This is a genomic window from Sulfitobacter sp. HGT1, assembly GCF_013282155.1.
Taxonomy (GTDB): Bacteria; Pseudomonadota; Alphaproteobacteria; order Rhodobacterales; family Rhodobacteraceae; genus Sulfitobacter.
Genome location: NZ_BLWI01000008.1, coordinates 244097 through 269207 on the forward strand (window position 1 = coordinate 244097; position 25111 = coordinate 269207).

Consider the following 25111-nt stretch of genomic DNA (forward strand, 5'->3'; position numbering starts at 1 on the left):
CTGATTGAAAAGCCCTAACTTCACAGAAATCGACCGAATTAGCAGGGCCATGCCGGGTTGTGCGCACTAAAGGCCGGATGGCGCAGTTCAGAGCCTGTTTTAATGCCCATTCGCCGTGCCAGCCCGCCATTTATTTCCAGCACCGACAACAGGTTCTCGCCACCCGAGATTACGGTCTCATCCAAAGGCACCGCATTTTCATGGATGTGCTGCACGACACCACGGGAATCAATGAACAACAGATCCAAAGGAATCAGCGTGTTGCGCATCCAGAAGTTCATCGCTTGCGGGCGGTCATAGACAAACAACATCCCCACACCCATGGGCATCGATTTTCGAAACATCAAACCCTGGGCACGCTCGGCCGCGTCATCGGCAACCTCGACCGAGAATCGGGCCTGCCCCCATTCGCCACGTAACGCGACAGACGTGTCAGAACAGCCCGCTGCCGCCGCCTGCCCCGTTGTGCAGGCGTTCAGCGCAAAAAGCGCCGCAAAAAGCGGTGCTAAATAGCTTTTTCGCAATTTAGAATAACGGTTTCCCATGCACGTACCTCAGCGGCCATCTTGCCGCGCTCGCCATTGATCACCCGCAACGCCAAAGCCTCGCCCGGTTGCAGATCGGACAGACCAGACTGGCGCAACACTTCGATATGCAAAAAGATATCATCACTTTTGCCAAACACATTGGCAAAGCCGAACCCTTTGGATTTATCGAACCACTTTACCCGCGCAGGTTCAATCGGTGCCGCAGCCACAATCGCGGGATCAACCCCGACGATTTCGTCCAAGGCAGCGGATTGGCTGGTTTCCGGAGGGCGTATTGCGTGAATTTGCGTCGCCTGGACACCGCGGCTTGTTTCATGTGCGCTCAATTCAACCCGCGCACCATCCGCGATCGAGCTTTGACCGTAATTGCGCAAAACGTTTACATGCAGCAATATATCTGCCCCGCCCTGATCGGAAATGACGAATCCGAACCCCTTGGAAGGATCAAACCATTTTACGGTTCCCGAAATAATATCTGGGGTATGCTCTAAATCTGACACAAATAACCTTTGGTATTCTAAGTGTAGCTCGCCTTCATAATAATCCGGCGCTTTGTTCCATATGATATTATGGGTTTAACCTTGTTACAGTCCAGTCTGATGAAACATCCGCCCGACGCCACACGAACCGGTCATGCAGCCGAAATTCGCCATCTGCCCAAAATTCGATCTCTAGCGGTGCCAAACGATAGCCCCCCCAGAACGGCGGGCGGTCAGGGTCTGTGCCCTGCCTCAGGGTGACCTTGGCAACCTCGGCCATCAACGCGGCGCGGCTGCTCAGCGGGCTGGACTGGTCCGACGCCCATGCACCCAACCGGCTCTTGAGCGAGCGGGACTTGTAATATTCATCCGCTTTCGGCCCGTTTTCCTTGGTAATCAGTCCCCGCGCCCGCACCTGACGGCGCAGTGATTTCCAATGCATCACAAAGGCGGCCTTGCCCGCGTGATCAAGCTCTTGCGCCTTGGCGCTGGTGTAATTCGTATAAAAAACAAAAGCATCGTCTTCGATGTCCTTGAGCAGGACCATCCGTGCATTTGGCATGCCTTGGGCGTCTACCGTCGACAAAGCAATCGCATTTGGGTCGTTCACCTCGGCCTGCGTGGCCTCGGCCAACCAGCGCTGTGCAATTTCAAACGGATTATCCCCCGCAAACTTGCCTTTACGCGCGTCACTATCTCCCACTGAACCTACTCCCCCTGCCCCAAAGCGCATCTTAGCAAGCCCGTATAACATTTGACACGGCCAAACAACGAAAAGTCGCGCACTCAGAATGAAATGCGCGTATTGGTTGCTCTCGCATGTCTCGGTTTGCCCAGCCTTGCTGAAAAACAATCAATCGCATAAACCAGTGTCAACATAACAAGATAGTCGAAGGAAAAAGAATGGCAAATGACCTGATGGCAGGCAAACGTGGGCTCATCATGGGTCTTGCGAATGACAAGTCGATTGCCTGGGGCATCGCGCGCGCCCTTGCAGATGCAGGTGCCGAGCTGGCATTTTCCTATCAAGGTGACGCCCTGAAAAAACGCGTTGATCCTTTGGCCGCCCAATTGGGCAGCGATATGGTGCTGCCCTGCGATGTCGGCTCGGAAGAGTCGATCGACGCGCTGTTCGACGGCATCAAGGAACGCTGGAACAGCATCGACTTTGTCGTCCATGCCATCGGCTTTTCCGACAAGAACGAATTGCGCGGCCGCTATGTCGATACCAGCCGCGGCAATTTCGCAATGTCGATGGACATCTCGGTCTACTCCTTTACCGCCGTGATGCAACGCGCGGAAAAAATGATGACCAAAGGCGGCAGCGCCGTCACCCTCACCTATTATGGCGCTGAAAAAGTCATGCCCCATTATAATGTCATGGGCGTGGCCAAGGCCGCCCTCGAAGCATCGGTCAAATATCTGGCCGAAGACCTTGGCAAGGACGGCATCCGCGTCAATGCCATCAGCGCGGGCCCTATCAAAACACTCGCGGCCTCGGGCATCGGCGATTTCCGCTACATCATGAAATGGAACGAATACAACTCGCCCCTGCGCCGCAATGTCACGATTGATGACGTCGGCAAATCCGCCTTGTTCCTGCTCAGCGATCTGGGGTCCGGGACCACGGGCGAAAACCTCCATGTGGATGCAGGATATCATGTGGTCGGCATGAAGGCCGTCGATGCACCCGATATGGCAAAGGAATAAACGGATGAGCAAAGACCCCTCGCGCCTGCCCCATGAAAAGGGCTTTCACATCAGCTGGGACCAGATCCACCGCGACAGCCGCGCATTGGCCTGGCGTCTGGACGGGTTGGGCCCCGATGATGGCGCATGGCGCGCCGTCGTGGCGATCACACGCGGCGGCATGGCCCCCGCGATGATCGCAGCCCGCGAACTCGACATACGCACCGTTGATACGATCTCGATCAAATCCTACGACCATCAGGACCAGTCCGAAGCCGTCGTGCTCAAGGCACCGGATGCCGAGCTGATGGGCGACGGCACCGGTATCCTGATCATCGACGATCTGGTGGATTCCGGTAAAACCCTTGAAATCGTGCGCAAACTTTATCCAAATGCACATCTGGCCACAGTCTATGCAAAACCCAAGGGCCGCCCGCAGGTTGATACTTTCATCACCGAGGTCAGCCAGGACACATGGATATTCTTTCCATGGGACATGGCCCTGCAATATGTCGAGCCGTACCGCGGCAAGGACTGAGCCAGAAAGATTCTATGCCTTCGGCGAGGATTTTAGACCATTTGGAATGAAGACGCGCACTGCGTCCCGCTTCTCTGGCTCCTAAATATCCTCGCCGAAGGCATCCGCCCTTGACCACAGGAACATGCATCCGATGTTGACGCGCACCGCTTCCACCTTTGCCCCGCCCGTGATGGAGGCCCGCCGCTGGTTGGCAGGCGTTGAATTCCCGGCAGACCGCCCGTTGATCAATGTCAGCCAGGCCGCCCCTGTCGATCCGCCCCCGCAAGCGATGCGCGAAGCAATGGCGCAGGTCGCTTTGACAAATGATGACGCACATCTTTACGGTCCTGTGCTGGGGTTGCCCGAGTTGCGGGCCGAGCTGGCGTTGCAGAGTTCGGCGCATTACGCGGGTCGAATTGACGCCGCGCAGACTGCAATCACCTCCGGATGCAATCAGGCTTTTGCCGCGGCCATCGCAACCTTGTGCAGCGAGGGGGACGAAGTAATCCTGCCAACCCCTTGGTATTTCAACCATAAAATGTGGCTGGACATGTCAGGGGCGACTGCGGTTGCTTTGAAGACCGGGCCTGACCTCTTGCCGGACCCCAAACAGGCGGCGGCGCTGATTACGGACCGGACCCGTGCAATTGCGATTGTCACGCCGAACAACCCCGGCGGTGTCGAATATCCTGCCGAACTGGTTCAGGCGTTCTTTGATCTGGCGCGCGCCCATGGCATCGCCCTGATCGTGGATGAAACCTACCGCGATTTTGACAGCCGGTCAGGCCCGCCTCATGCGCTGTTCCAGGATCCGGACTGGCAAGATACGCTGATACATCTTTATTCCTTTTCCAAGGCATACCGCCTGACCGGCCACCGCGTCGGCGCGATGATCGCATCCCCTGCACGGCTGGCCGAGGTTGAAAAATTTCTGGACACCGTCGCCATCTGTCCCGGCCAGATCGGCCAGCATGCAGCCTTGTGGGGGATGCAAAATCTGTCGCAATGGCTGGCGGGTGAACGCGATGAAATCCTCGCGCGGCGCAAGGCGATCACCGACAACATGCCCAAGCTGGACGCCAAAGGCTGGACGCTGTTGGGGCTTGGCGGGTATTTCGCCTATCTTGCGCATCCTTTCGAAGAGAGATCGGACCAGCTGGCCCAGCGGATGGTGCGCGAGCAGAGTATTCTGTGTCTGCCCGGCACGATGTTCTGCCCTCAGGATGACCCCAGTGGCGCGCGTCAGGTGCGGATCGCCTTTGCGAATCTGGATGCGGATGGAATTGCCGTGCTGTTTGACAGGATGGCCCGGCTTTAACGGACCTCTTGCCCCCCTGCCGCGCACCGCATAGATAGGTTCAAACGCGCTAAAAGGGTAAGATCATGAAAGCCAAAGGCAATAGCCTCACGAAAACCGCAGTCTGGGTATTGATGGGCCTGCTGATCCTTGGCCTTGGCGGCTTTGGCGCGGTCAACCTGTCGGGCAATATACGCACGGTTGGCAAGGTCGGGGACAAGGAAATCTCGGTCGATAACTATGCCCGCGAGCTGCAACAGCAGATCCGCAGTATTGAAAGCCAGACCGGCGAAACGCTGCCCTTTCAGCAAGCTCAGGCCATCGGTCTGGATCGCGCCGTTTTGCAGCGCCTTGTCCGCCTGCGCGCGCTGGATAACGAAGCCGAGCAGATGGGCCTGTCCATCGGCGACGAGAACCTGCGCCAGCGGATCGTCGAAATCCCTGCGTTTCAGGGTGTGAGCGGCGATTTTGACCGCGAGGGGTACCGCTTTGCGCTTCAGCAGGCCGGGCTGAGCGAGAGCGAGTTCGAAGTGTCGTTGCGCGAAGAAGCGGGCCGCACCTTGTTGCAAGACGCGATCACCAGCGGCGTTGCCATGCCCGATGCTTTTGCCAAGACGTTGGTCGATTATGTCGGCGCGAAACGCAGCTTTACCTGGGCGGCCCTGAACGAGGTCGATCTGGCCGCACCCGTTCCTGCCCCGACGGATGCGCAATTGCAGACCTATTATGATGAAAACACCGATCAGTTTATGCTGCCTGCCAGCAAATCGATCACCTATATTCTGCTGACCCCCGGCGACGTGCTGGACGAAGTCGAAGTATCCGACGCTGATTTGCAGCAAGCCTATGAAGAGCGTTCCGCCGAATATATCCAGCCCGAACGCCGCCTGGTGGAACGTTTGGTTTTTGCCGACGAGACAAGCGCCGATCAGGCCGCAGCAGCGCTTGAAGTCAATGGCACAACCTTTGAAGCACTGGTTCTGGACCGGGGTCTGGCCCTTGAGGATGTGGATATGGGCGATGTGGCCCAGCAGGATCTGGGGGCCGCTGGTGATGCGGTCTTTGCCGCCGAAGTCGAGGATGTCGTGGGGCCGCTGCCCACCAATCTGGGCCCTGCATTGTTCCGCATCAACGGTGTTTTGCCGTCGCTGAACACCACCTTCGAAGAAGCCCGCCCCGCCTTGCAGCAAGATCTTGCAGGCGACCGTGCGATCCGCCAGGTCGAAGTCCGCGCCCGCGATCTGGACGATCAGCTTGCCGGTGGTGCCACGCTTGAGCAACTGGCCGAAGAAACCAAGATGACCCTTGGCAAGATCGAATGGACCCAAGACAGTGACGAAGACATCGCCGGTTACGCCGGTTTCCGCGAGGCCGCCGCGGGTCTGACCGCAGATGATTTCCCCAAGATCGACCAGTTGGAAGACGGCAGCGTTTATGCGATGCGTCTGGACGGCACATTGGATGAACGCGCCAATCCGTTTGACGACGCGCGCGCTGATGTTGTGGCCGCCTGGACAGCCGATCAGGTCAGCCAGGCGCTTGTCGCGCAGGCGGAAACCGCTAAAACCGCGCTTGAGGCCGGGTCTGATTTCGAAAGCCTGGGGCTGACCCCAACAGCACAGACCGACCTGACCCGCGATGCGGTGATCAACGGCACCCCGTCCGACATGTTGAAGGTCGTATTCGACGCCGCCCCCGGTGATATCCGCGTGGTTCAAGGCGATGATACTGTCATTGTCCTGCGGGTTGATGGCGTGACAGACGCGCAGGAAAGCGCGCAAAACCAGCAACTTCTGGCGCAATTGGCCGGTCAGCTCAGCCAGCAGCTTAGTCAGGATATCTTTGCGATCTATTCTGACGATGTGGTGCGCCGTGCGGTTCCGCTGGTCGATCAACAGGCGGTGAATGCCGTCCATGTGAACTTCCCCTAAAGAAGGCCCCCCATGTCCCTGACCCCTGATTTCGACAGCTTTGCCGCAGGATATGCGGCGGGTAAAAACCAGATCGTCTATACCCGTCTGGCCGCTGACCTTGATACGCCTGTGTCCTTGATGCTCAAGCTGACGGGGGATGCGCAGAACGCTTTTGTGCTGGAATCTGTCACGGGCGGCGAAGTGCGCGGGCGCTATTCGATTATCGGGATGAAACCTGATCTGATCTGGCGCTGCAAGGGCACGACATCGGCCGTGAACCGCGCCGCGCGCTATGATGCGGATGCGTTTGAAGATGTTGCCGGCAACCCGCTGGATACCCTGCGCGGGCTGATCGCTGAATCAAAGATCGACCTGCCTGCCGACCTGCCCCAAGCCGCCGCCGGTCTGTTCGGCTATCTGGGCTATGACATGATCCGGCTGGTTGAACATCTGCCCAATGTGAACCCCGATACGCTGGGTCTCCCGGATGCGATGATGCTGCGCCCGTCGGTGATTGCGGTGCTGGACGGTGTCAAAGGTGAGGTGACAATCGTGTCCCCCGCTTGGGTGTCCGACGGCCAATCCGCCAAGGCCGCCTATGCGCAGGCAGGCGAACGTGTGATGGATGCCGTGCGCGATCTGGAACGGTCCATGCCCGGCACCAGCCGCGATCTGGGCGAGGCGCATGAAGAATCCGCACCCGTCAGCAATTTCACCCGCGAGGGCTATAAATCCGCGATCGAAAAGGCCCGCGAATATATCGTTGCGGGCGATATCTTTCAGGTGGTGCCGTCGCAACGCTGGGCGCAGGGTTTCTCGCAGCCGCCGTTCTCGTTGTACCGCAGCCTGCGCCGCACCAACCCGTCGCCGTTCATGTTCTACTTCAATTTTGGCGATTTCCATGTTGTGGGGGCCAGCCCTGAAATCCTTGTCCGCGTCTTTGGCAAGGAAATCACCATTCGCCCCGTTGCAGGCACCCGCCGTCGCGGGGCCACCCCCGAGGAAGACCGCGCCCTTGAGGCAGATCTGCTGGCCGACCAAAAAGAACTGGCCGAGCATTTGATGCTGCTGGATCTGGGCCGCAACGATGTGGGCCGTGTGGCCAAGATCGGCACCGTGCGCCCCACCGAAGAATTTATCGTCGAACGCTATAGCCACGTGATGCACATCGTGTCCAACGTGGTGGGCGAATTGCGCGACGACCGGGACGCGCTGGATGCGTTCTTTGCCGGGATGCCTGCGGGCACCGTGTCAGGTGCCCCCAAGGTCCGCGCGATGGAGATCATCGACGAGCTGGAGCCGGAAAAACGCGGGCTTTATGGCGGCGGTGTCGGCTATTTCAGTGCGGGCGGTGATATGGACATGTGCATCGCCCTGCGTACTGCCGTGATCAAGGATAAAACCCTGTATATTCAAGCGGGTGGCGGGGTTGTCTATGACAGCGATGCCGAGGCGGAATATATGGAAACCGTGCATAAATCCGACGCCATCCGCCGTGCGGCTGCCGATGCGGCGCGGTTCTCGGGACGAGGTAACATCTAAATATGCCCAATCAGGTGCCTTTTGAAATCGCGGGTCAAAAGGTGGCTCCCGGCACCCGCGCACAGTTCGACCTGCCGATTTCGATCTTGCCCGATCACACGCCTGTGGGCCTGTCGCTTGAAGTGATCCACGGCAAGCGCGAGGGCCCCACGATGTTCGTCAGCGCCGCTGTGCATGGCGATGAACTGATCGGGGTCGAGATCGTGCGCCGCTTGCTGCGCACCCCGCAGCTGAAATCCCTGCGCGGCACCTTGCTGGTGGTGCCTGTGGTGAACTCTTTCGGGTTTATCAACCGCTCACGCTACCTGCCCGACCGCCGCGATCTGAACCGCTGCTTTCCGGGGCATCCCTCGGGGTCTTTGGGGTCTCGGCTCGCGCATATTTTCCTCAATGATGTGGTTTTGCGCTGCGATTTCGGCATCGACCTGCACTCAGCCGCGATCCACCGGACCAACCTGCCGCAGGTGCGGATTTCGCCCTCCGATCCGGTCACGCGGCGCATGGCGATCAACTTTGCCGCCCCGGTCGTTCTGACCTCGCCGCTGCGCGACGGATCATTGCGGGCCGTTGCATCGGCCAAGGGCACGCCCGTGCTGCTGTACGAGGCGGGCGAAGGGTTGCGTTTTGACGAAATGGCTGTGCGGGCGGGCGTTGCCGGTATCTTGCGGGTCATGCATGCCGAAGACATGCTGCCCGCCAAAGGCATCGCGCCCTCGCGCCGTCAGTCCCATGTCTGTTCCAGTTCAACCTGGTTGCGCGCCCCCGTCGGCGGGCTGCTGCGCACCTTCCGCGCCGAAGGTGAAACGGTCAAGGAAGGCGACGCGCTGGCCACGGTATCCGACCCGTTCGGCAAAACCGAAGAAGATATTATCGCCCCTGCTGACGGTATCCTGATCGGCCGTGCGATCCTGCCGGTGGTGAACGAAGGCGATGCCGTGTTCCATCTGGCCAAGCTGCTGCCGCGCGCCGTGGCCGACACGGTCGAGGACATGATCACGCAGCTCGAAAGCGATCCACTGTTCGACGAAGACGAAATTATCTAGCGTTATTCGCCTTTTGCATTCAACAGCACGGCTGAAATCGGGGCCAGCGCGACCTGGCTCGCGCGGTCCTGCAAACCCCAGACCAGCAAGGCCGAAATCGTCTCGGGGCGCATCCGGCCCAGCATGATCACCGATCCTTCGATCCCTGCTTTGAACGCCGCCTGATCCAGAAAACGGCGGATCACGGTGGGCGTCTGGTCTTTGCTGTCAAAGTCGCGGAAGATCGGGGCCGCGGGCACGCCTTCCTTGACCGCCAGCTTTGGCATGGTGTTCAAACCCTTGTCCTGACTGACCAAACCATAGCCGCCTTGCGCAAGAATTGCGGTGACCTGATCCGCGACGTCGCGGTTGGGCTGCAAGCCTGCCCCCGTCCCTTCCAACACGCCCACAACTTCGGGCATCCGGCTGAACGCGACCGCCAAGGTGGTTTCTGCATCAGAGGCTATGGCACCTTCCGGCAGGTCAACCATGGCCATCACTTCAAAACCTTCGTTGCGGTAAATCGCCATACGTTCGGCAGCGTCGGCAAGGGTCATGTCCACGGCAAAGCTGATCGGATAGGGAAAACTGCGCAGGGCGGCAATGCCCACTTCGCCGCCATCAAGATCACTGCCTTGGTCGATCAGCAAAATGCTCATCAACGGTTTTTCCTGAGTATTTGCAAAGGGTTGTGAATAGCGCGTAATTGCCCGCGCGCCGATGGACGGCGCGGCTTCGGCATCGGTCTGACCGCCGCTGCTTGCCGTTGGCAAGCGGTTGATCGTGACGCGTGCGCCGCCGTCATCCGCAGTCGGGGTATCACCTGTCGGTATCGCTGTGCCTGTTGTTTCAAAGGCGCGGCGGGTTTGGATGGTTGGCACCGGCGTTTCTTTTGGCTCGACAGTGACTGTCTTGATCGCGGGAACCTCGGCTGGGGGCTCTGCTACCGGTGCCTCGACAGGCTCTGCGACGGGGGCCTCCTCCACAACCACTTTCTCGACCGGCGGTACAGACGGGGCCGTTGACACGGGGGGGGCTGGCTGGGTCACGATGTCGACGGTATCAGGGGCCGGCGGCTCCATCGGGGCAAGCGCCAGCGGGTTTTGCAGCACCGGTTCATCCGCGGAAATATCGGGTGCTGTGCTTTCGGTCATTTGCGCTGGCGCTTCGATATCCTGAATCGCCTCGGGTTGTGCAAGCGGGGCAATCATGGCCTCGATCTTGACGTCTTCAACGCTGTCTTGCAGCGGAGCTTCGACCACCGCAACCGGCTCTGTCACGGGTTGGGTTTCATCCATCTCGGGGATGATTGCAGGAACGCTTGCGGGCTCTCCCGTATCGATCTTGGCCGGTCCGGTATCCGCAATTTTGGGTGGCGTGCTGATCGGCACCATGAAAGACACGATACCAGCCACCAAAATGCTGAACACACCACCAATGATGATGCCTCCAAGAAAACCGCGTGCCATGATTGAAATACTCCTGCTTTTTGTTCCTGCATTGGCCGCTCTGCGGACCTGGTGCCCTTGACGATAGGTCTTAAGCCTGAACATGTAATGGCGAACATTATACCGTGGTTTGGTGCCAATCCTCTAGCCCTAAACCCCCGCCTGAACACAAAGAATTGCCCTATGCTACTGCTGATAGATAATTACGACAGTTTCACTTACAATTTGGTGCATTATCTAGGCGATTTAGGAGCCGAGGTCGATATTCGGCGAAATGATGCCATTTCCGTTGAGGATGCCATCGCGATGAACCCTGCGGGCATCATCCTGTCCCCGGGTCCGTGCGACCCCGATCAGGCGGGCATTTGCCTGCCCTTGACCAAAGCGGCCGCCGATGCGGGTGTGCCGCTGCTGGGGGTGTGTTTGGGTCATCAGACCTTGGGTCAGGCATTCGGCGGCAAGGTCGTGCGCGCCGGCGAGATTGTGCATGGCAAGATGGGCCAGATGCACCACACGGGCAAAGGTGTCTTTGCCGGCCTGCCCTCGCCCTTTGCCGCGACACGGTATCATTCGTTGGTGGTCGAACGCGCCAGCCTGCCCGATTGCCTCGAGATCACCGCAGAACTTGAGGACGGCACGATCATGGGACTTCAACACCGCGAGTTGCCCTTGCACGGTGTGCAGTTTCACCCCGAATCCATCCGGTCGGAACATGGCCACCAGATGCTGCAAAACTTTCTCAACGTCATAAAGGTGCCCGCATGAGCGAACGTCTGAAACCGCTGATTGATGCGGCTGCGACTGGCCCGCTGACCCGCGATCAGGCCGAAGAGGCCTTTGAAATCCTGTTCGATGGCGAAGCAACGCCCAGCCAGATCGGCGGGTTTTTGATGGCGCTGCGCACGCGCGGCGAAACCGTGGATGAATATGCCGCTGCCGCCTATGTCATGCGCGCCAAATGCCATCCGGTGACTGCGCCCGAAGGCGCGATCGACATTGTCGGCACCGGTGGCGACGGCAAAGGCACGTTGAACATTTCAACGGCAACCGCCTTTGTGGTGGCGGGCGCTGGCGTGGTCGTGGCCAAACACGGCAACCGCAACCTGTCGTCCAAATCCGGTGCCGCCGATGCGCTGACCCAGATGGGTCTGAAGGTCATGGTCGGCCCCAAAGTGGTCGAGGCCTGCCTGAAAGAGGCCGGAATCGGTTTCATGATGGCCCCCATGCACCATCCCGCCATCGCCCATGTGATGCCGACCCGGTCCGAACTGGGAACCCGCACGATTTTCAACATCCTCGGCCCGCTGACCAACCCGGCCAGCGTGAAACGGCAACTGACCGGTGCCTATCGCCGCGATCTGATCCGGCCCATGGCAGAAACCCTTGGCGCATTGGGGTCTGAAAAGGCGTGGCTGGTGCACGGGTCCGACGGCACCGATGAATTGACCATCACCGGGGTCAGCTGGGTTGCCGCGTTGAACCCCGACGGCACCATTACCGAATTCGAGATCACCCCCGAGGACGCCGGCCTGCCCGTGCATCCGTTCGAGGATATCGTCGGCGGCACCCCCGAAGAAAACGCGATTGCGTTCAACGCGTTGCTGGATGGCGCGCCCTCTGCCTATCGCGATGCGGTGTTGTTGAACGCCGCCGCTGCTTTGGTTGTCGCCGATGCCGCGCCCGATCTGAAAACCGGCGTTGAAATGGCCCGCGCCAGCATCGACAGCGGGGCCGCGCGCGACAAGATCACCCAAGTGGCCCGCATCACGCAAGCCAGTTGATGTTCGATCCGTCCACCCTTGGCGCGTGGCGCGATCTGCCGTTTTTCGACGAAACCCTGCCGGGGATCGAAGCTGCCTTGGCGCAGGACGATCGACTGATCCTGCCGCCACGGGATCAGGTATTTGCCGCCCTTGAACGGACCCAGCCCGATGACGTGCGGGTGGTCATCCTTGGTCAGGATCCATACCCCACGCCGGGCCACGCCCACGGGCTGGCGTTTTCGGCTGCCGCTGACACACACCCCCTGCCACGGTCTTTATCAAACATATTCAAAGAGATGCAGGCCGACATTGACGCATCACCCGAAGATGCCGACCTGCATTTCTGGGCCGCACAGGGTGTCTTGTTGCTGAATACCACCCTCACCGTGCCTGCGGGTGCGGCGGGTGATCATGCGAAACTGGGCTGGCACATCCTGACCGCGCAAATCCTGCACCGCCTGTCCGACCGCCCTCGCGTCTATCTGCTGTGGGGGGCCCATGCCCACAAGGTCGCCAAAGACGTGGACCCGCGCGCGAACCTCAAGATCGAAACAGCGCATCCATCGCCCCTGTCTGCGCGGCGCGGCTTTTTCGGCTCGCAGCCCTTTTCACGCAGCAATGACTGGTTGCAGGCACAAGGCCAAACCGCCATAAACTGGGCAACCCCGGAGACATCATGACAGACACCATCCTAGACAAGATCAAAGCCTACAAGCTCGAAGAGGTCGCGGCCGACAAAGCCGCAAAACCCCTTGAGGCCGTGGAGGCAGACGCCCGCGCCGCATCACCCGTGCGCCCCTTTGCCGATGCCCTGTTCGATGCCGCCCGCGAAGGGTACGGCCTGATCGCCGAGGTCAAGAAAGCCAGCCCGTCCAAAGGGTTGATCCGCGCCGATTTCGACCCCGCAGCATTGGCAGCCGCCTATGCGGCAAGCGGTGCGACATGCCTTTCAATCCTGACCGACACGCCCAGTTTTCAGGGTGCCAAAGACTACCTTGTCGCCGCCCGCGAGGCCTGCACCCTGCCCGTCTTGCGTAAAGATTTCATGTACGACACCTATCAGGTGGCCGAAGCCCGCGCTTTGGGGGCTGATTGCATCCTGATCATCATGGCCTCGGTCAGTGACGCACAGGCCCTCGAGCTTGAGGACGCCGCCGCCGAATGGGGCATGGATGCCCTGATCGAAGTACATGACAAGGCCGAACTTGACCGCGCCGCCCAGCTGAAAAGCCGGATGATCGGCATCAACAACCGCAATCTCAAGACCTTTGAAACCTCGCTTGATACCACGCGCAGCCTGTCCAAATATGTCGAGATGGACAAGATGATCGTGTCTGAATCGGGGCTGAACACCCCTGATGATCTGGCAGATATGGCGAAATACGGGGCGCGCGTGTTCCTGATCGGCGAAAGCCTGATGCGTCAAGACGACGTAGAGGCCGCCACACGCACGCTTCTTGCCAATCCGTTTCGCCCCGGAGGGATGTAAATGAGCCTGACGCATTTTGATGGCAAGGGCGATGCCCATATGGTCGATGTCTCGGACAAGCCGGTGACGTCGCGGATCGCTGTCGCTGAGACCTACATCAAGATGCGGCGCGAAACCTTTGATATCATTACAGAAGGTCGCGCAAAAAAGGGTGACGTCATGGGCGTTGCCCGTCTGGCTGGCATCATGGCCGCCAAACGCACCTCCGATCTGATCCCGCTGTGTCATCCGCTGCCGATCACCAAAGTATCGGTTGAATTGACCCCAGACGCCGACCTGCCCGGCCTGCGCATCGAGGCGACAGTGAAAACCACCGGCCAGACCGGCGTCGAGATGGAGGCATTGACCGCCGCATCCGTCACCGCACTTACCGTCTATGACATGGCCAAAGCCGTGGACAAGGGCATGGAAATCGGCGGGCTGCGCGTCATGCTCAAGGACGGCGGCAAATCGGGCCGCTACGAAGCATCATGATTTCAGTCGAAACCGCCCTGTCGCACCTGTTTGATCTTGTCGCCCCCATGGGTGTTGAAACCGTCCCCCTGCGCCACGCCGCAGGACGGGTATTGGCCGAAGACGTCACGACACCCCTGACCCAACCGCCCTTTGCGGCCTCATCGATGGATGGCTATGCCCTGCACCGCGCCGAGGTTGAGCCCGATGCGATGTTCAAGGTGATCGGCGAAGCCGCCGCTGGCCACCGCTTTGACGGGGTCGTGAAAGCCGGACAGGCCGTGCGGATTTTCACCGGTGCCCCGATCCCCGAAGGCGCTGATTTCGTCGTGATCCAGGAAGACACAAGCCGCCGTGGCGATCTGTTGATGCTGGGCCATGACATTGACGGCAAAGACAATATCCGCCCCGCCGGTGGTGATTTCAAAGCCGGCGATGTGATGACCGCCCCGCGCGTCTTGCGGCCCGCCGATATCGCCCTGCTTGCCGCGATGAACATTGCCAAAGTCCCCGTTCACATTGCCCCGCAGATCGCGATCATCGCCACGGGGGATGAATTGGTGCAGCCGGGTGAAACACCCGGACCCGACCAGATTATCGCGTCAAACACCTATGGTCTGGCTGCGATGCTTGAACAGATCGGGGCGCGCTGCCGGTTGATCCCCATTGCGCGGGACACCGCCGCATCGCTGACCCAGTCGTTCAAACTCGCCCAAGGGGCCGATCTGATCATTACCATTGGCGGGGCCTCGGTCGGAGATCACGATCTGGTTGCCCCCGTTGCTGCCGAACTGGGCATGGAACAGGCGTTTTATAAGGTCGCGATGCGCCCCGGAAAACCGTTGATGGCCGGAAAACTGGGCAAGACGCCGATGATCGGCCTGCCGGGAAACCCCGTGTCTGCCATGGTCTGCGGCGTGGTGTTTGTGGCCCCCGTGCTACGCAAGATGCTTGGGCTGGCTGGCAAAGCTGCCCCCCGTACCCCGATGCCGCTGGCCTTGGATCTGCCCAAAGGCGGGCCGCGCACCCATTTCATGCGGGCCTTGGTGCGCGATGGTGCGGTGCATCCGGAAAGCAATCAGGACAGTTCGTTGCTAAGCGTTCTGGCCCAGGCGGATGTGCTGATGATACGCCCCGCCGATGATCCGGCGCGCCAATCGGGCGAAATGATGGAGTGTATCCCGCTGTAGCGTTGACACAAAACAAGAACATCACTAGAACAAACCCAAACCAATAATCTCAGGGGATGTTCGGATGCTGACCAAAAAACAACTCGACCTGCTGGCTTTCATTCACAAGCGCGTTCAGCGCGACGGGGTGCCGCCCAGCTTTGACGAGATGAAAGAAGCATTGGACCTGCGGTCGAAATCCGGCATCCACCGTCTGATTACAGCGCTTGAGGAACGCGGATTTATCCGCCGTCTGGCCCACCGTGCGCGCGCGATCGAGGTTGTGAAACTGCCCGACAGCATGGGTGGATTGCCCGGTTCCGGCTTTACCCCCCGCGTGATTGACGGGGATCGCCCCGACGCCCCGCCGCCGCGCGCCGCCCAGTCTGTATCGGGGTCCGCGACGGATATTCCGATGATGGGCCGCATCGCCGCCGGTGTCCCGATCGAGGCAATTACCACAATGACCCATTCCGTGGCTGTTCCGGGCAACATGATCAGCGGCAGCGGCGAACACTATGCCCTTGAAGTCAAAGGCGATTCGATGATCGACGCGGGCATTAACGACGGTGACGTTGTGGTGATCCGCGAGACCTCTGTCGCGGATGACGGCGATATCGTGGTGGCACTGGTCGACGATCACGAGGCGACGCTCAAGACCTTCAAACGCCACGGCAGCTCAATCGCGCTGGAGGCGGCGAACCCAGCCTATGAAACGCGGGTGTTCCCGTCGGATATGGTCAAGGTTCAGGGGCGTTTGGTCGGTTTGATCCGCACCTATTGATCTGGGAACTGGCCGGATCAATCATCTGGCCAGTGCGTCCACAACCGCGAGCCCGCCCTTTGGCGGGCCGTTTGCATTTTGATCTGCCCGTTTTCCAGACGCATCGAAATCGCACCGGTCTGACGCAGATATTTCGGGTCAAGGATCAGGCAATCGCCCAAGCTCTTTTCAAGCACCACCGAGGTCACGATGATCTGCCCTGACGTGCAGCGCCCGAATGCCGCAACGGCGCGTTTGCCTGACAGGTGGATGATTTGCTGGCCCGCGACCCGCATATCCGGCCGCCACCGGTCAGCGGCATCCGCCTGCATGGTCCCGTCCCCGTCATTCTCCAGCCAGTTTCGGGCGATAAACCCTGCCCCTTTGGCCTTGCTCAGGGCCCGTCCTTGCGGGGTGATGATGCCAACCAGATTTCCTGTATCCGCGATCAACACCATGGGCCGCTCTGCCTGATACCACAGGGCGAATCCCGCGATCACAGCCGCAATACCCGCAGACCGCAGCCGCCCCTGCCACAACAGCACCCATAAAAACCCGAGCGCCAGCAAGGGCAGCACCCAGACCCCCGGCCCTTTTACATGACCCTGCGCACCTTCGATATCCGCCACAAACGCCGCCACAGCCAAGATCCAGCGCAGGCCCAGCCCCATGATCCACAGCGCAAGATGGTCCAGCCCCAAGGGGGCCAGCACCAGCGCCCCGACCGCCGCAGGCATCACCAGCAGCCCCATCAAGGGCACAGACAGCAGGTTCGCGATCAGCCCGAAATGGGCAATTGTATTGAAATGCGCCGCCCCCACAGGGGCCGTGAACAGCCCTGCCACCGCAGAGGAAATAAAGGTCGCCACCGCCGGGGCCAGCCATTTGGGGCCCAGCGACAACTGCCCGTCGCGCAGCCAGCCGAACACCGCCACCAACGCCGTCGTCGCCGCGAATGACATCTGGAACCCCGGCCCCATCAACGCCTCTGGCCGCAGGATCAACACCAGCGTCGCGGCTATCGCCACGGCCCGCAGGCTAAGCGCGCGCCGCCCCAGCATCAGCGCCCCCAAGGCCACCGCAACCATCACAAACGCCCGTTCGGTCGCCACATTGCCCCCCGACAGCGCCAGATATCCGGTCGCGGCAACCAGCGCGCCCGCCGCCGCAATACTGCGCGTCGGCCAGCGGAGCGCGACCCAAGGGACCAGGCTGAGGACCAGACGCAATGCCCCGAACACGACCGCGCTCAGCAACCCCATATGCAGACCCGAAATCGCCAGCAGATGCGCCAGATTGCTGGCCCGCAGGTCAAACAGGGCGGTTTGGCTGATGGCACTGCGATCCCCCGTTGTGATCGCGGTTGCAAAGCCGCCGATATCGCCCCCGAGCGCCGCTTGCACGCGGGCGGACGCCGCCATGCGCACCCGCAGCACCATCAGACCGGCGCGGCCCTGCGCTGCGGGTGCTGCCCCCAGCACCGGATTTCGGGTATAGCCGACAGCCCCCAAACGCGCGAACCACGCATGGCGCTGGAAATCAAAGCCGCCCGGTTCAACCGGACCGCTGGGGGGCGACAAATGCCCCGTTGTCATCACGCGCAACCCCGGTTCGGCGGCGATGCTGTGGCTTTGATCGCCGTGCAGCGACACCCGCACCCGCATCGGTGTCCGCTCGGCAGACACCCTTTCCAGCACCACGCGGTCAAGGGTCAGGCGCAGCGCGTCGGACTGGCTGCGGTCAATCCCGACGATCCGCCCCTCGATTGCACCGTAATAGCGCCAGCCCAACACCGGCCCGCCAACCGCATGGGCGCGCAAGGCGGCCAGATCAAAGCCGATCATCCCCAACGCAACGGCCACCGCAACAGGGGCCGCCGCATCGGGCAGGTGCCGCGAGAGCAACAGCAACACCCCCGCGCCCGCCATCAGCCCCAGCAAGACGGGCAGCGCGGGTTCGGCCCTGACCATGAAATAGCCGCCGATCCCGATCGCCAGACAGACGGGCACCCAGCCGAACAGATGGCCACGCTGCTGTAACATCATCTGCGACAGACCTTGCATCAGGCCCATACTTGCCCCCGATCCCCGCACTGGCTAGATAGACCCTGACGCTACCCGCTGCGTGGTTAGCAAAAGATAAACGGCCCCCTGCCAGAGCGGGGAAACCGTACCATTTCACTGAAAGGACACCCCATATGACACAGCCTGTCGTCACCCGCTTTGCCCCTTCTCCGACCGGCTATCTGCATATTGGCGGGGCGCGGACGGCCCTTTTCAGCTGGCTTTATGCGCGCGGCCGTGGCGGCAAATTCTTGCTGCGCATCGAAGACACCGACCGTGTGCGCTATACCCCCGAAGCCACCGATGCGATCTTGCAGGGCCTTGCGTGGCTGGGGCTGGATCATGACGGTGATGTTGTCAGCCAGTTTGAAAATGCCGCGCGTCACGCCGAGGTCGCCCTTGAACTTCTGGCTGCCGGCAAGGCCTATAAATGCTTTGCCAGCCAGGAAGAAATCGCTGAATTCCGCGATACGGCAAAGGCCGAAGGTCGCAGCACGCTGTATCATTCGCCTTGGCGCGATGCTGACCCATCGACCCACCCTGACGCGCCTTATGTTGTGCGCATCAAGGCCCCCCAAACCGGCGAGACGATCATCCACGACCGCGTGCAGGGCGATGTGAAAATCGGCAATGACCAGCTGGATGATATGGTTCTGCTCCGCTCTGATGGTACCCCGGTTTATATGCTGGCCGTTGTCGTTGACGACCATGATATGGGCGTGACCCATGTGATCCGTGGCGACGACCACCTGAACAATGCCGCACGCCAGATGATGATCTATCACGCGATGGGCTGGGACGTGCCGGTTTGGGCGCATATCCCGCTGATTCACGGACCCGACGGCAAGAAATTGTCGAAACGCCACGGGGCTTTGGGCGCGCAGGAATATCAGGCGATGGGCTATCCTGCCGCCGGTATGCGCAACTATCTGGCCCGTCTGGGCTGGAGCCATGGCGACGACGAGTTTTTCACCGACGAGCAGGCAAAAGAATGGTTCGATCTGGACGGCATTCGCAAAAGCCCCGCACAGTTTGATTTGAAAAAGCTGGAAAATATCTGCGGCCAGCATATTGCCGTCGCCGATGATGCCGCATTGCGGCACGAGATCGAGGGATATTTGGCCGCCGCTGGCCTGCCTGCCCTCACGTCGCAACAAGGTGATGGTTTGGAACGGGCCATGTATTGCCTCAAGGAACGCGCCAAAACCTTCCCCGAACTACTTGAAAAAGCAGAGTTTGTTCTGGCCAGCCGCCCCATTGTACCGGACGAGAAAGCAGCCAAGAACCTGGATGATGTATCCCGTGGTATACTGAGCGAATTGACGCCGCAGTTGCAGAATGTTAACTGGGACAGAGAAACGCTAGAAGAGGCGTTAAACGGCTTTGCAGCCGCACATGATACTAAATTTGGCAAGTTGGCCGGGCCTTTGCGCTCTGCCCTTGCAGGTCGGACAGCGACCCCGTCGGTATTCGATATGATGCTGATTTTGGGGCGTGACGAAAGCCTTGCCAGATTGCAGGATGCAGCAAATTGAGAGATGCTTAAGCAAATCTCAACTTAAAGCGAGATAACACAACGCACGGGCCACTCCAGGCCGGTGCCGGACGGTGGGCAGAACGCACATCGCCAACGGTAGAAAGGGACTTCATGGCCGAGAGTACAAAATCAGCAACGTTGACCATCGACGGTAAAAGCTTTGAATTACCTATTTATTCCCCGACTGTAGGGCCGGATGTCATGGATATCCGCAAGCTTTACGCGCAGGCGAATGTCTTTACCTATGACCCGGGTTTTACGTCTACTGCCGCTTGCGACAGCACGATCACCTTTATTGATGGCGACGAAGGTGTGTTGCTGCACCGTGGCTATCCGATTGATCAGCTCGCCAGCGAGTCGCATTACCTCGAGGTGTGCTATTTGCTGCTGAACGGCGAACTGCCGTCGCCAACACAGCTGGAAGAGTTCGAGGAACTGGTCACCAACCACACCATGATCCACGAACAGATGATTAATTTCTTCCGTGGTTTCCGCCGTGATGCGCATCCAATGGCGATCATGGTTGGCGTTGTGGGCGCAATGTCTGCATTCTATCATGACAGCACCGACGTGAACGACGCGCACCAGCGCGAAGTCGCGACGATCCGTTTGATTGCCAAGATGCCGACGATTGCGGCGATGGCGTATAAATATACCATCGGCCAACCCTTTATCTATCCACGCAATGACGTCGATTATGCCGGTAACTTCCTGCGCATGTGCTTTGCCGTCCCTGCCGAAGATTACGTTGTTGACCCGATCCTGGCCCGCGCGATGGACCGGATCTTTACCTTGCATGCCGACCACGAGCAAAACGCCTCGACCTCGACCGTGCGTCTGGCGTCCTCCTCGGGCGCGAACCCGTTCGCCTGTATCGCGGCGGGCATCGCCTGTCTTTGGGGCCCTGCCCACGGGGGTGCGAACCAGGCATGTCTTGAAATGCTCAAGGAAATCGGCACGCCGGACCGGATTCCAGAATTCATCGCCCGCGCCAAGGACAAGAATGATCCGTTCCGTCTGATGGGCTTTGGCCACCGGGTTTACAAAAACTTTGACCCGCGCGCGACCGTGATGAAGGAAAGCGCGGACGAAGTTCTCGAACTGCTCGGCGTTGAAAACAACCCGATCCTGCAGGTCGCCAAGGAACTGGAAAAACAGGCACTGGAAGATCCGTATTTCGCGGATAAGAAGCTGTTCCCCAACGTTGATTTCTATTCCGGCATCATTCTTGAGGCCATGGGCTTCCCGACGTCGATGTTCACGCCTATCTTTGCATTGGCCCGCACCGTTGGTTGGATTTCCCAGTGGAAAGAACAAATTAGCGATCCACAGATGAAAATCGGCCGTCCGCGCCAGCTGTATCTGGGCGAAGGCAAACGCGATTACGTCGACATCGAAAAACGCTAATCGCAGCGTAGAAATGACGAAAACGCCCTGCCATCTGGCGGGGCGTTTTTCGTTGGGGCCATCCTGTGATTGATCAAAATCAATGACAATTGCGCCGGTAAATCACAGCACCCACTGGAATTAGAATCACGGTCAAACCGGCCGGCTGATCAAAGCCGCCAATTCGCCCAAATTGTTTCGGCCTATTTTCCGGTATATCGAAACCAAACCGCAGAATTACGACATTTCTGTGTTTTTGTTTCCGCCTGTTGGACAATCAGCGAACTTGATTGACCCACACCCCCGATCGTCAATAGATTAACGATAATTGCTGAGGTTTAGCATCTGTCCTTGCCGTAAAATAACGCAGGGTTTGGCAGGCTGGCTGGCATCTCGCTTAAAAAAACAAAGGATGCAGTGATGGCAGTTCCAGCTTCTTATGCCGGTCTAGAATGGGACACTGCGACCAGCCTGACATCCAAAAACGCCTTGAAACAGCATTCACCGCAAGGGTCTTTGGTGCACGACAGCGACCAGAATTGTGATCAGATCGCGGTCGTCTATAACAAAGGCCAGACACCCCCCCGAATTACGGTCAAGCAGGTATCTGGCTCGGTTCATACGGTTCTGGCGGACGGGATTGCCGTGGCTGTGGTTGCCAGCGCAACACGCCCCACCTTGAACCCCGACGACGTATTGCTGATCGAACGGTCGGTCTGACCGATCCGCTTACCGCCCTTCGAACTTCGCAATCCGCTTTTGCAAAAACGCGATCACACCCTCTTTGAAATCCCGCGATTGGCCGCATTTGCCTTGCTCGCGGGCTTCTAGTGCCAGTTGGCCCTCAAAGGAATTGTCCCAGCTTTCACGAATGGCCTTTTTGGCCGAGGCATAGGCCAGCGTCGGACCGCTTGCCAGTTGCGCTGCTTTTGCACGCCAATGGGCGTCAAAGCCCGCATCCGGCACCGCTTCCCAGATCATCCCCCAGTCATCCGCCTGACGGGCGCTGATCTTGTCTGCGAACAGGGCCGCGCCCATTGCCTTGGCCATGCCCATCTGACGCGGCAGCGTATAAGTGCCGCCTGCGTCGGGGATCAGCCCGATGCGGGTAAAAGCCTGAAGAAAATAAGCCGATTCCGTTGCAATAACGATGTCGGTCGCCAGCGCCAGATTTGCACCCGCACCGGCTGCGGCACCGTTTACCGCGGCAATGGTCGGCACCGGGCAATTGGTAATCGCGCGCAGCATGGGGGCGTATTCATCGCGCAGGGTCCGTTCCAGATCCATAGACGCACCGCCGTTGCTGTCGCCCAAATCCTGGCCCGAACAGAACGCCCGCCCCGCCCCTGTTACGACCACGCAGCGCGCCTGTTTGCCGCCCTGAACGAAGGCATGTTCGATCTCGGCACGCATCTGGGTGGTCAGCGCGTTCATCTTGTCAGCGCGGTTCAGGGTGATCACCGCAAGGCCATCGGTCACGTCAAAATTTAGGGTCTGGTAGTCCATCAATCAGGTCCAATCTGCATGTTTGCACGCAGTGTACCCAATGCCGCCCTCAGGGCCAGCGAAACCAAGCGTTATTTGTTCAGAATATCATCCAAACGGGCCTGTTCTTCAGCGCTAAGTGGGGTTTGATCCGCGGCGGGTGCCGTAGACCGCCCGCGCAGATAGCCATAGCCCAGCCCTGCGGCAAGCAGCAGCATCAACGGCCCTGCCGCCCAAAGCAGCCAGGTCGACCCCGACGCAGGCGGATTAAGCAGAACATATTCGCCATAGCGGTTGACGATGAAATCCACCGCTTCCTGGTCACTATCCCCCGCAACCAGCCGTTCGCGCAGCAAAATCCGCAGATCGCGTGCAAGGCTGGCGTTGCTCTCGTCGATGCTTTCGTTGCGACAAACAAGGCAGCGCAAGCCCTTTGACAGGTCGCGAGCCCGTTCCTCAAGCACCGGATCCGACAGGATCTCGTCCGGTTGCACGGCCCAGGCGGGGGTGACCACCAGCAGCATAAATGCGATCAAAAGCGCCCTCATTCTGCGGGCACTTGTGTTGGTCGTTTGGCCGCACCGGCTGCGATACGAAACCGCCTGTCCGACAAGCTTAGCAAACCGCCCAAGGCCATCAGCGCACAGCCGATCCAGATCCAGTTGGTCAACGGCTTGATATATGTCCGCACCACCCAGCCGCCGTCGTCCTGTTCATCGCCAATCACCACATACACGTCGCGCGCGAGGTTATAGTCGATTGCCGCTTCGGTCGTGGGCATTTCAGCGACGGGATAAAACCGCTTTTCGGGCCGCAATTGCGCGATTTCAACACCGTTCTGGAACAAGGTCACATAGCCGGTGGTCGCCATATAGTTCGGGCCTTGCAACCGTTCGACGTTATCGAGCTGAACGGTATAGCTGCCCACCTCGACCGAGCCGCCGATAGGAACGGCACGAATGTCATCCACGCTCCACGCGGTGATGCCGGCAATGCCGGCCATGGTGATCCCGAGCCCGGCATGGGCAAGCATCTTGCCCCAATCGGCCCGTGGCAACCGTGTCAGACGGCGCAAGCGCCCCTGCCCGCGTCCGGTACGCCCCAGCAGGTCAACAACCGTCCCCATCACGATCCACGCGCCAAGAAACAAGCCGACCGGCCCCAACAGGCTGCGCCCGCTCTGCATCGCAAAGGCCAGGCCGCCAACCGCAATCGCCAGCACAAACACATAGCGCAGCGGCTTTAGCGCGCGCCCGATCTGCGCACGTTTCCACGGCAAGGCCGATCCGATCGGCAGGACCAAGCCCAGCACTACCATAAAGGGCGTGAATGCCGCGTTAAAGAACGGCGGCCCCACGCTTAGCTTGCGGTCAAAGAACATCTCGGCCAGCAGCGGCCACATCGTCCCGATAAAGACGACAAAACACGCAACCGCCAGCAACACGTTATTCACCAACAAGGCGGATTCACGGCTGACAATGCCGAACACGCCCTTTGCCTCAAGCGCGGAGGCACGCATGGCAAACAGCACCAAAGCGCCGCCCATGAAGAACGCCATGATCATCAGGATAAACACACCGCGTTCGGGGTCGTTGGCAAAGGCATGCACAGAGGTCAGCAAGCCCGAGCGCACGATAAATGTGCCGATCAGCGAAAAGCCAAAAGCAAGGATCGCCAGCAGGATTGTCCAGCTTTTCAGGCTCTCGCGTTTTTCCACCACGATGGCGGAATGTAACAGTGCCACCGCCAGCAGCCACGGCATAAACGAAGCGTTTTCAACAGGATCCCAGAACCAGAAGCCGCCCCAGCCCAATTCGTAATAGGCCCACCAGGACCCAAGCGCGATGCCGATTGTCAGGAAAATCCAGGCCGCCAATGTCCAAGGGCGCACCCAACGGCCCCAAGCGGCATCAATGCGCCCTTCGATCAGCGCTGCAACGGCAAAGCTGAAGGTCATCGACAGGCCGACATAGCCCAAATAGAGGAACGGCGGGTGAAAGGCCAAACCGGGGTCTTGCAACAGCGGGTTCAAATCCTGCCCGTCAAAGGGCGGTGTCGCCAGACGCAAGAACGGGTTCGATGTGAACAGGATAAAGCCATAGAAAGCGACGCCAATCGCGGCCTGAACCCCCAGCACACGGGCCCGCAGGCTTTGAGGCAGGTTGCCCCCGAACCAGGCTGCCATGGCACCAAACAGCGATACAATCAGCACCCAAAGCAGCATCGACCCTTCGTGGTTGCCCCATGTGCCGCTGATTTTATACAGCATCGGCTTCATCGAATGGCTGTTCAACACCACCAGTCGAAGCGAGAAATCAGAGGTGATAAACGCCCACATCAATGCGCCAAAGGCCATTGCCGTCAGGGCAAATTGCGCACCCGCGGCGGGTTCGGCAACGGCCATCCACCCGGGCCAGCGTTTGTAGGCACCAATCAGGGGCACGACCATCTGAAAGATGGCCACACCAAAGGCGAGGATAAGGGCGAAATGTCCGAGTTCTGTAATCATGGTGCATTATAGGCCGCAAACGCGCCCCATGCCATG

At 59.6% G+C, this 25111-nt stretch carries 24 protein-coding genes; 16 read left to right on the plus strand and 8 right to left on the minus strand.

Translation table 11 applies throughout. The features are described 5' to 3' along the window. Positions 1-38 precede the first annotated feature (38 nt). From HGT1_RS07430 to pdxH, 3 genes are all read right to left on the minus strand, one after another. Positions 39-545 (minus strand): DUF192 domain-containing protein, encoded by a 507-nt coding sequence (locus HGT1_RS07430; protein WP_176249293.1) that lies wholly within the window; start codon positions 543-545, stop codon positions 39-41. Beyond that, complete coding sequence (locus HGT1_RS07435) at positions 506-1048, minus strand: cold-shock protein (RefSeq protein WP_176249294.1); 543 nt, start codon at positions 1046-1048, stop codon at positions 506-508. The genes HGT1_RS07430 and HGT1_RS07435 overlap by 40 nt, the downstream gene beginning before the upstream one ends. Before the next feature lie 67 nt (positions 1049-1115). Next, a complete protein-coding gene (gene pdxH, locus HGT1_RS07440; protein WP_255200131.1) occupies positions 1116-1730 on the minus strand; it encodes a pyridoxamine 5'-phosphate oxidase in 615 nt (204 codons plus the stop codon). A 200-nt stretch (positions 1731-1930) separates the two neighbouring features. Between pdxH and fabI the strand changes: the two genes are divergently transcribed. From fabI to HGT1_RS07470, 6 genes are all read left to right on the plus strand, one after another. Continuing rightward, positions 1931-2737, plus strand: a complete 807-nt coding sequence (gene fabI / locus HGT1_RS07445) for an enoyl-ACP reductase FabI (RefSeq protein WP_176249296.1) — start codon at positions 1931-1933, stop codon at positions 2735-2737. Positions 2738-2741: 4 nt separating this feature from the next. Beyond that, entirely contained in the window at positions 2742-3254 is a 513-nt protein-coding gene (gpt, locus tag HGT1_RS07450; RefSeq protein ID WP_176249297.1) for a xanthine phosphoribosyltransferase, read from the plus strand. A 172-nt stretch (positions 3255-3426) separates the two neighbouring features. Then, on the plus strand, positions 3427-4554 hold the full coding sequence (locus HGT1_RS07455; protein WP_373030022.1) for an aminotransferase: 1128 nt from the start codon (positions 3427-3429) through the stop codon (positions 4552-4554). A 65-nt stretch (positions 4555-4619) separates the two neighbouring features. Continuing rightward, a complete protein-coding gene (locus HGT1_RS07460; protein ID WP_176249299.1) occupies positions 4620-6464 on the plus strand; it encodes a peptidyl-prolyl cis-trans isomerase in 1845 nt (614 codons plus the stop codon). A 12-nt stretch (positions 6465-6476) separates the two neighbouring features. Next, positions 6477-7988, plus strand: a complete 1512-nt coding sequence (trpE, locus tag HGT1_RS07465) for an anthranilate synthase component I (protein WP_176249300.1) — start codon at positions 6477-6479, stop codon at positions 7986-7988. A gap of 2 nt (positions 7989-7990) precedes the next feature. Next, positions 7991-9031, plus strand: coding sequence for a succinylglutamate desuccinylase/aspartoacylase family protein (locus HGT1_RS07470; protein WP_176249301.1), 1041 nt, complete (start codon positions 7991-7993; stop codon positions 9029-9031). 2 nt (positions 9032-9033) lie between these two features. On the opposite strand, the gene HGT1_RS07475 is transcribed toward HGT1_RS07470, so the two are convergent. Beyond that, complete coding sequence (locus tag HGT1_RS07475; protein WP_176249302.1) at positions 9034-10479, minus strand: divergent polysaccharide deacetylase family protein; 1446 nt, start codon at positions 10477-10479, stop codon at positions 9034-9036. Between the two features lie 162 nt (positions 10480-10641). Here HGT1_RS07475 and HGT1_RS07480 point away from each other — a divergent pair, with 162 nt between their 5' ends. From HGT1_RS07480 to lexA, 7 genes are all read left to right on the plus strand, one after another. Further along, positions 10642-11223: an aminodeoxychorismate/anthranilate synthase component II gene (locus HGT1_RS07480; protein ID WP_176249303.1), complete on the plus strand. Its 582-nt coding sequence runs from the start codon at positions 10642-10644 to the stop codon at positions 11221-11223. After that, a complete protein-coding gene (gene trpD, locus HGT1_RS07485; protein WP_176249304.1) occupies positions 11220-12239 on the plus strand; it encodes an anthranilate phosphoribosyltransferase in 1020 nt (339 codons plus the stop codon). Before HGT1_RS07480 ends, trpD begins: the two co-directional genes overlap by 4 nt. Further along, positions 12239-12901: a uracil-DNA glycosylase gene (locus HGT1_RS07490; RefSeq protein WP_176249305.1), complete on the plus strand. Its 663-nt coding sequence runs from the start codon at positions 12239-12241 to the stop codon at positions 12899-12901. The genes trpD and HGT1_RS07490 overlap by 1 nt, the downstream gene beginning before the upstream one ends. Beyond that, entirely contained in the window at positions 12898-13710 is an 813-nt protein-coding gene (trpC, locus tag HGT1_RS07495) for an indole-3-glycerol phosphate synthase TrpC (RefSeq protein WP_176249306.1), read from the plus strand. The genes HGT1_RS07490 and trpC overlap by 4 nt, the downstream gene beginning before the upstream one ends. Continuing rightward, on the plus strand, positions 13711-14184 hold the full coding sequence (gene moaC / locus HGT1_RS07500) for a cyclic pyranopterin monophosphate synthase MoaC (RefSeq protein WP_176249307.1): 474 nt from the start codon (positions 13711-13713) through the stop codon (positions 14182-14184). Next, positions 14181-15353 (plus strand): gephyrin-like molybdotransferase Glp, encoded by a 1173-nt coding sequence (gene glp / locus HGT1_RS07505; protein ID WP_176249308.1) that lies wholly within the window; start codon positions 14181-14183, stop codon positions 15351-15353. The genes moaC and glp overlap by 4 nt, the downstream gene beginning before the upstream one ends. Before the next feature lie 64 nt (positions 15354-15417). Further along, complete coding sequence (lexA, locus tag HGT1_RS07510; RefSeq protein WP_176249309.1) at positions 15418-16116, plus strand: transcriptional repressor LexA; 699 nt, start codon at positions 15418-15420, stop codon at positions 16114-16116. 17 nt (positions 16117-16133) lie between these two features. On the opposite strand, the gene HGT1_RS07515 is transcribed toward lexA, so the two are convergent. Then, entirely contained in the window at positions 16134-18167 is a 2034-nt protein-coding gene (locus HGT1_RS07515) for a ComEC/Rec2 family competence protein (protein WP_176249310.1), read from the minus strand. 125 nt (positions 18168-18292) lie between these two features. Here HGT1_RS07515 and gltX point away from each other — a divergent pair, with 125 nt between their 5' ends. From gltX to HGT1_RS07530, 3 genes are all read left to right on the plus strand, one after another. After that, positions 18293-19693 (plus strand): glutamate--tRNA ligase, encoded by a 1401-nt coding sequence (gene gltX / locus HGT1_RS07520; RefSeq protein ID WP_176249311.1) that lies wholly within the window; start codon positions 18293-18295, stop codon positions 19691-19693. Positions 19694-19806: 113 nt separating this feature from the next. Beyond that, on the plus strand, positions 19807-21102 hold the full coding sequence (gltA, locus tag HGT1_RS07525; protein ID WP_176249312.1) for a citrate synthase: 1296 nt from the start codon (positions 19807-19809) through the stop codon (positions 21100-21102). 399 nt (positions 21103-21501) lie between these two features. Beyond that, complete coding sequence (locus HGT1_RS07530) at positions 21502-21801, plus strand: hypothetical protein (protein WP_176249313.1); 300 nt, start codon at positions 21502-21504, stop codon at positions 21799-21801. Between the two features lie 9 nt (positions 21802-21810). Here HGT1_RS07530 and HGT1_RS07535 read toward each other — a convergent pair whose 3' ends face one another. The 3 genes from HGT1_RS07535 to HGT1_RS07545 all read right to left on the minus strand — a co-directional run bounded on the left by HGT1_RS07535 (position 21811) and on the right by HGT1_RS07545 (position 25075). Continuing rightward, on the minus strand, positions 21811-22587 hold the full coding sequence (locus HGT1_RS07535; RefSeq protein ID WP_176249314.1) for an enoyl-CoA hydratase-related protein: 777 nt from the start codon (positions 22585-22587) through the stop codon (positions 21811-21813). Positions 22588-22658: 71 nt separating this feature from the next. After that, on the minus strand, positions 22659-23114 hold the full coding sequence (locus HGT1_RS07540; protein WP_176249315.1) for a cytochrome c-type biogenesis protein: 456 nt from the start codon (positions 23112-23114) through the stop codon (positions 22659-22661). Further along, positions 23111-25075, minus strand: coding sequence for a heme lyase CcmF/NrfE family subunit (locus tag HGT1_RS07545; RefSeq protein ID WP_176249316.1), 1965 nt, complete (start codon positions 25073-25075; stop codon positions 23111-23113). Before HGT1_RS07545 ends, HGT1_RS07540 begins: the two co-directional genes overlap by 4 nt. Positions 25076-25111 lie beyond the last annotated feature (36 nt).

Bases quoted from the DNA above. Each gene is read 5' to 3' on its own strand.
- HGT1_RS07430 (WP_176249293.1), bottom strand. From the start codon at position 545: ATGGGAAACCGTTATTCTAAATTGCGAAAAAGCTATTTAGCACCGCTT.
- fabI (WP_176249296.1), top strand. From the start codon at position 1,931: ATGGCAAATGACCTGATGGCAGGCAAACGTGGGCTCATCATGGGTCTT.
- gpt (WP_176249297.1), top strand. From the start codon at position 2,742: ATGAGCAAAGACCCCTCGCGCCTGCCCCATGAAAAGGGCTTTCACATC.
- HGT1_RS07455 (WP_373030022.1), top strand. From the start codon at position 3,427: ATGGAGGCCCGCCGCTGGTTGGCAGGCGTTGAATTCCCGGCAGACCGC.
- HGT1_RS07460 (WP_176249299.1), top strand. From the start codon at position 4,620: ATGAAAGCCAAAGGCAATAGCCTCACGAAAACCGCAGTCTGGGTATTG.
- trpE (WP_176249300.1), top strand. From the start codon at position 6,477: ATGTCCCTGACCCCTGATTTCGACAGCTTTGCCGCAGGATATGCGGCG.
- HGT1_RS07470 (WP_176249301.1), top strand. From the start codon at position 7,991: ATGCCCAATCAGGTGCCTTTTGAAATCGCGGGTCAAAAGGTGGCTCCC.
- HGT1_RS07475 (WP_176249302.1), bottom strand. From the start codon at position 10,479: ATGGCACGCGGTTTTCTTGGAGGCATCATCATTGGTGGTGTGTTCAGC.
- HGT1_RS07480 (WP_176249303.1), top strand. From the start codon at position 10,642: ATGCTACTGCTGATAGATAATTACGACAGTTTCACTTACAATTTGGTG.
- trpD (WP_176249304.1), top strand. From the start codon at position 11,220: ATGAGCGAACGTCTGAAACCGCTGATTGATGCGGCTGCGACTGGCCCG.
- HGT1_RS07490 (WP_176249305.1), top strand. From the start codon at position 12,239: ATGTTCGATCCGTCCACCCTTGGCGCGTGGCGCGATCTGCCGTTTTTC.
- trpC (WP_176249306.1), top strand. From the start codon at position 12,898: ATGACAGACACCATCCTAGACAAGATCAAAGCCTACAAGCTCGAAGAG.
- moaC (WP_176249307.1), top strand. From the start codon at position 13,711: ATGAGCCTGACGCATTTTGATGGCAAGGGCGATGCCCATATGGTCGAT.
- glp (WP_176249308.1), top strand. From the start codon at position 14,181: ATGATTTCAGTCGAAACCGCCCTGTCGCACCTGTTTGATCTTGTCGCC.
- lexA (WP_176249309.1), top strand. From the start codon at position 15,418: ATGCTGACCAAAAAACAACTCGACCTGCTGGCTTTCATTCACAAGCGC.
- HGT1_RS07515 (WP_176249310.1), bottom strand. From the start codon at position 18,167: ATGGGCCTGATGCAAGGTCTGTCGCAGATGATGTTACAGCAGCGTGGC.
- gltX (WP_176249311.1), top strand. From the start codon at position 18,293: ATGACACAGCCTGTCGTCACCCGCTTTGCCCCTTCTCCGACCGGCTAT.
- gltA (WP_176249312.1), top strand. From the start codon at position 19,807: ATGGCCGAGAGTACAAAATCAGCAACGTTGACCATCGACGGTAAAAGC.
- HGT1_RS07530 (WP_176249313.1), top strand. From the start codon at position 21,502: ATGGCAGTTCCAGCTTCTTATGCCGGTCTAGAATGGGACACTGCGACC.
- HGT1_RS07535 (WP_176249314.1), bottom strand. From the start codon at position 22,587: ATGGACTACCAGACCCTAAATTTTGACGTGACCGATGGCCTTGCGGTG.
- HGT1_RS07540 (WP_176249315.1), bottom strand. From the start codon at position 23,114: ATGAGGGCGCTTTTGATCGCATTTATGCTGCTGGTGGTCACCCCCGCC.
- HGT1_RS07545 (WP_176249316.1), bottom strand. From the start codon at position 25,075: ATGATTACAGAACTCGGACATTTCGCCCTTATCCTCGCCTTTGGTGTG.